The sequence below is a fragment of the Brachybacterium tyrofermentans genome (genome assembly GCF_039526165.1).
Taxonomy (GTDB): Bacteria; Actinomycetota; Actinomycetes; order Actinomycetales; family Dermabacteraceae; genus Brachybacterium; species Brachybacterium tyrofermentans.
Genome location: NZ_BAAAIR010000090.1, coordinates 1 through 4,482, shown reverse-complemented (window position 1 = coordinate 4,482; position 4,482 = coordinate 1). Strand labels below are relative to the sequence as shown.

At 67.7% G+C, this 4,482-nt stretch carries 3 protein-coding genes; all 3 read right to left on the bottom strand.

What is annotated here, in order from left to right:
* Positions 1-42 precede the first annotated feature (42 nt).
* The 3 genes from ABD093_RS18425 to ABD093_RS18415 are packed head-to-tail and all read right to left on the bottom strand — an operon-like array spanning position 43 to position 4,380.
* Positions 43-1,593: a type IV secretory system conjugative DNA transfer family protein gene (locus ABD093_RS18425; RefSeq protein WP_343926355.1), complete on the bottom strand. Its 1,551-nt coding sequence runs from the start codon at positions 1,591-1,593 to the stop codon at positions 43-45.
* Positions 1,580-3,100, bottom strand: a complete 1,521-nt coding sequence (locus tag ABD093_RS18420; RefSeq protein ID WP_343926353.1) for an ATP-binding protein — start codon at positions 3,098-3,100, stop codon at positions 1,580-1,582. The genes ABD093_RS18425 and ABD093_RS18420 overlap by 14 nt, the downstream gene beginning before the upstream one ends.
* Positions 3,100-4,380 carry an SCO6880 family protein gene (locus tag ABD093_RS18415; protein ID WP_343926351.1) on the bottom strand — a complete coding sequence of 427 codons (1,281 nt, stop codon included), beginning with the start codon at positions 4,378-4,380 and terminating at the stop codon, positions 3,100-3,102. Before ABD093_RS18415 ends, ABD093_RS18420 begins: the two co-directional genes overlap by 1 nt.
* Between the last annotated feature and the right edge of the window lie 102 nt (positions 4,381-4,482).

Below are 4,482 nucleotides of genomic sequence, written 5' to 3'. Positions count from 1 at the left end.
CGTCCTCGTCAGAGACGATCACGGGGCCACCGCGCTACACCACTATGCGGGACTCAACTTCCGGGTGTCTGCGATCCGTGACAGCTCTGACAACACTTTGTCGTCACTCACACCGCCGAGGACGAAGCGTTGCGTCGCTGCTTCCCACAGCGCCCGCGCGCCGGCCGCGCCGTAGCGCAGCTCCGCTTGCGCGAGGGACTGGAACGCGGCCGTGGTCTGGACACCGAGGCCGCCGCCCTCGCTCATCATCCGAGGCAGCACGGGCAGCGTGCCGATGTTCCCGATCTCATCGAGACTCAGGTGCAACGGCGGTTCGATCCGCCCGCCCGGTGAACTGTTCGCCTGCACCACCGCGCGACGCCACACCGCATCCACGAGCGTCAGCACCAGACCCGAGGCGTTGCCGTTCTCCTGGGCGATGACGTAGATGGTCCCGGAACGGCGCAGGAAGTCGTCTACGTCCATCTGCTCACCGTCCGGGCCGAACGTGTCACGGATACGAGGGTCCACCAGCGCCGTCCCGATGTTCGCCGCTGGAGCCCACATATTCGCGCGAGTCTCCAGGTCGTCCATCTTCACCACGGACTCCAGCATCGCCGCCAGATCCTCCGCGCCTGGCTGCTCGCGCAGGATGTTCAGCGCGTCCTCTGCGAACTTCGGATCGAAGCACCACTTCTGAAAATCGGTCATCGTCACCGCGGAGTCCACGGCCGCCGCGTGGAGCAGCGGCGTGAACACGCGCTTGGTGACGTTTTCCCAGAAGTCTCCGTTTTGCACGCCGCTGGAGCCGCCGGCCGCGAGCACCTTCGCGCGCGACAGCGCTTCGGTCACGTCCTCACACCCGGCCCACAGCGACCAGCGCACCGACCCCGGCAGGCCCGCCTCAGCGCCCACACCCTCGGGGTCACAGATCAGCATGGGGCCACCCAGCTTCTCCCGGTGCTCCCACGTCAGCTTCACGATCTCCGTCTTGGTGGAGGTCGAAAGCATCGCCCCCGGTGCCTCGATCGCGCGCGGAGCGATCACGTTCTGCGTCTTACCCACCCGCGACGGTGCGAGCAGCATCGTCGGGGTCTCGAAGCTCGTATAGACCTTCCGGCCCTGCGCCCGACCGTCCCAGAACGCATAATCCGTCACGCGCGGCCGCCGGCCCTCCGGCACGAAGTCAGGCCGAATCTGCTTACGCCGACGCATGATCGAGGACGCCCCATACTCGCGTTCGACCTGCCGACGCTCCGGCAGCCCCCGCTCCTTCTGTATCTCCAGCCGTGCCCGCTCCCGCTGACCACGAACCGACCGATACACCGCCACAACCACTGCCACGAGCACCGCCAGCAGCACGGCGAACACCAGCCACACACCGGCCGTGGAGCCCACCCCGAGCGCGGCGCCAGCCTCACCCGGTGCCTTCGCCGCCGCTAACAGCTCTGCCGGGCCGGCCCCGTAGGACCGACCCGACACCTGCGCCACGATCCACCCCGACGCCCAGAACAGCGCCGGCGGAACCATGAGCACCAGCAGCACGTACGGCAGGAACGATTCGAGCCCGCCGGCCCGCCGCCGCATTTCCTCACGAGTGTCACGCCGCGCCATGGCCAACCATCTTTTCGTCGGTATCGAAGATCGCCGCTTCCCGCGCGGTCCGGGTGACCTGCACCAGACTCATCCGCTGCCCGATCCGCCAGAGCGACTGCCCCTGGCGCAGCTTCGTCAGCAGATCCGAGGCCGTATCGGTCAGATCCAGCATTTCCTGTGCCGCCGCGACCGCGTTGCCCGACTGCCGGAAGGAGATCACCGTGGAGGAGTCGTTGACGAGGTTCGCGGCCATGGCGCGAGAGGCCTCGCCGCCGTCGCCGGCGGTCTGGAGATCCCCGAAGCCGTGCATCACGAGCACGTTGGAGATCCCCCAGTTCCGGGCGACCTTCCAGTGCTCCTGCATCCGGCGCAGCAGCGGGGGACGCGCGAAAACTCGCCACCCCTCGTCGTAGATCATGAAGCGCCGTGAGTCGGTGCCGTCCATCAGCGCCGACTCCATCCACGACGAGGTGCACGTCATCACCACGTCCAGCAGCTCACTGCCCCGCAGCCGCGACACATCCACCGACACCATCGGGTCGGTGGGATCGAACTGCACCCCCTGGGAACGTCCATCGAGGACACCACCGAGAGCGCCGGTCGTCAGGCGTGCCAGCGCGTGCCCCACTTCCCGAGAATGCGCCTTGACCTCAGCCAGCCGGCCGAAGCCCTCCGGCACCCGGTCATCGCTGTTCTTGGCCGGGTTGAACAGCTCATGGACCACATCACCCAGCGTCGGCTCCTCCTGCTCGCGCCGCTCCACCTGCTCCAGCCCGTACGCCAGAGCGCTGCGCTCCATCGCGCCCAGCTCGCGATTCAGCAGCCGCTCCGCGATCGCTTCGAGCAGCATCGCGCGGCGGTTCCGGGAGGTCATCACCCACTCCTCCTCGCTGACGTTCGCGGGACGAGGGATCGGGTTGGCCAGCGGATTGATCCGCGCCGGCATCCCCGGCCCCAGCTCGAACGCGGACCCGCCGATCGCACGGCAGGGACCCGTCCACTCGCCCTTCACGTCGGCCGGCACGTACGACCGGTATCCAAATGCAGCCCCCCGCGAGGTCAGCACCTTAATCAGCGTGGACTTCCCCTCGCCCACCTTGCCGCTGACGATGATGTTCGGATCAGAGATCAGCCCCAGCGCGTACAGGTCAAACGGCCCATACACGAACGCGGACCCACCCAGCAGGTTCCGCCCCACCATCGTCCCCTTCGTCCCCAGGCCCGGATCAGCGAGGAACGGATACGTCATCCCCAAAATCCCCGAATCCGCACGATGCGTGGGAGCCACGAACGACTGCGGCGTCCACAGCGACGAGGGACCGTCCTCACCGGCCTTGGGGAGATAGTCGCGGGACTTCCACGCCGCCCGCTCCAGCGCGGCCGTCTGCGCCCGCTGCGCGGCTTCTTGCTTGTACGCATCGGTGATCAGGCCCCGCTCTGCCTTGCGCAGCTCGCGCTTCTCCTGCCGGCTCAGCTCACCGAAACGGTTGCGCATCACCCGGCGTCGTGATCGTTCCTCCACCATCACAGTCCCCTTCCAAACGGCAGCGCCGCAGCGATGAACGCCGATGCCTGCTCTCCACCGATGATCCGCAGCTCGCACCCCGACCGGGACGCCGCGGTGCGAACCTGCTCCGTCGCCACCCGCAGCTCATCGAGCGTGTTGCCCGAGACGCTGACCATACCCGCGAAGTTCAACGCGCCGTGCCCCGACTCCAGCGCCGACTCCTCCTGTGCCAGCGCCGAGCGCTCCCGCTTGCGCTCCACACTGTCCACCGCCCCAGACTTGTTCTCCCACTGCCGAGAGGTCTCCGCCGAGGTCGAGGCACGCCGCGCCTGCGACATGGCCTTGCGCGTCGGGATCGGTTCACAGATCAACGCGAACGTGTGCCGCACCTGAGCGACCACGAGGTGCTGGAGGAACCCTGCCGTGGTGGGCTTGCGCGGCCACTCCACGACCAGCAGCACCCGCTGATAGCCGGCCTCCGTGCGGAAGTACGTAAACGACTCATCCAGCGCCATCGGCCCCGCGCCGGCCAGAGACCGGCCCACCTCGGGATGCGACTCGAGTTCTGGCTGTGCATCGGGGTCATATGCCGTCCGCGCCAGCACCGCCACATCATCGGAGCCGGCCCACGAGTTGAACCGCAGCGCTGCCTCGGTGAACTGCCCGCGCACGAACTCCATCCGTGTGCGCAGCACCTCAGCGCCTCCGGCGACACCACCGCCGGCCTCACGGATCAGTGCCGCGACCCCGTGGGACTTCATGTTCAGCGTGATCGTCACGAACGCTTCATGCCGGATCGAGTCGGTGCGCGAAACGCTGATGTAGTCCCTGTACGCCTCATATGCGGCCGGGGACATGTCCGGGTTCCCCTGCTCCTGGAACCAGTTGTTGATCTCCTCGCCACCGTCGCTGACCGCGCGCAGCACCACACCCACACGACTCACGCCGTTGGAAGTGTCCGCGCAGAAGCTCGACAGCAGCGACCCCCACCCGCCGGCCACCACGTCTTGCTGAGTGCCTTCGGCCAGCGCGAATGAATCCAGCGGCTCCACCCGCGCGATCGCCGTCAGAGTCCGGCTCCGAGGATCATGCAGCAGCCCCGCACCGGTCTTGTCGTCGACCAGTACCCGCAGCCGTGCCGCATCACCGGGCAGCCCCAGCGTGCCCGCCGGACGCGGCGCCAGCGGCCGCACCCGGTACTTCGTCTGCCCACGCGCCATGCGCGTGAACCACTGCCCCAGCAGCGGTGCCCACAGGATCATCGGACGCCCCGTAAACCACGTCGGCACCAACGCCACAGACACCACCAGGAGAGTTCTGAATCGGCCCGGGTTCTCTGCCGCTACTTTGTGGGTGCGGGCTCTCGGGTGAGGGCCTCGTAGTGGAGCGTCTCGAACTCT

Bases quoted from the DNA above. Each gene is read 5' to 3' on its own strand.
- ABD093_RS18425 (WP_343926355.1), bottom strand. From the start codon at position 1,593: ATGGCGCGGCGTGACACTCGTGAGGAAATGCGGCGGCGGGCCGGCGGG.
- ABD093_RS18420 (WP_343926353.1), bottom strand. From the start codon at position 3,100: ATGGTGGAGGAACGATCACGACGCCGGGTGATGCGCAACCGTTTCGGT.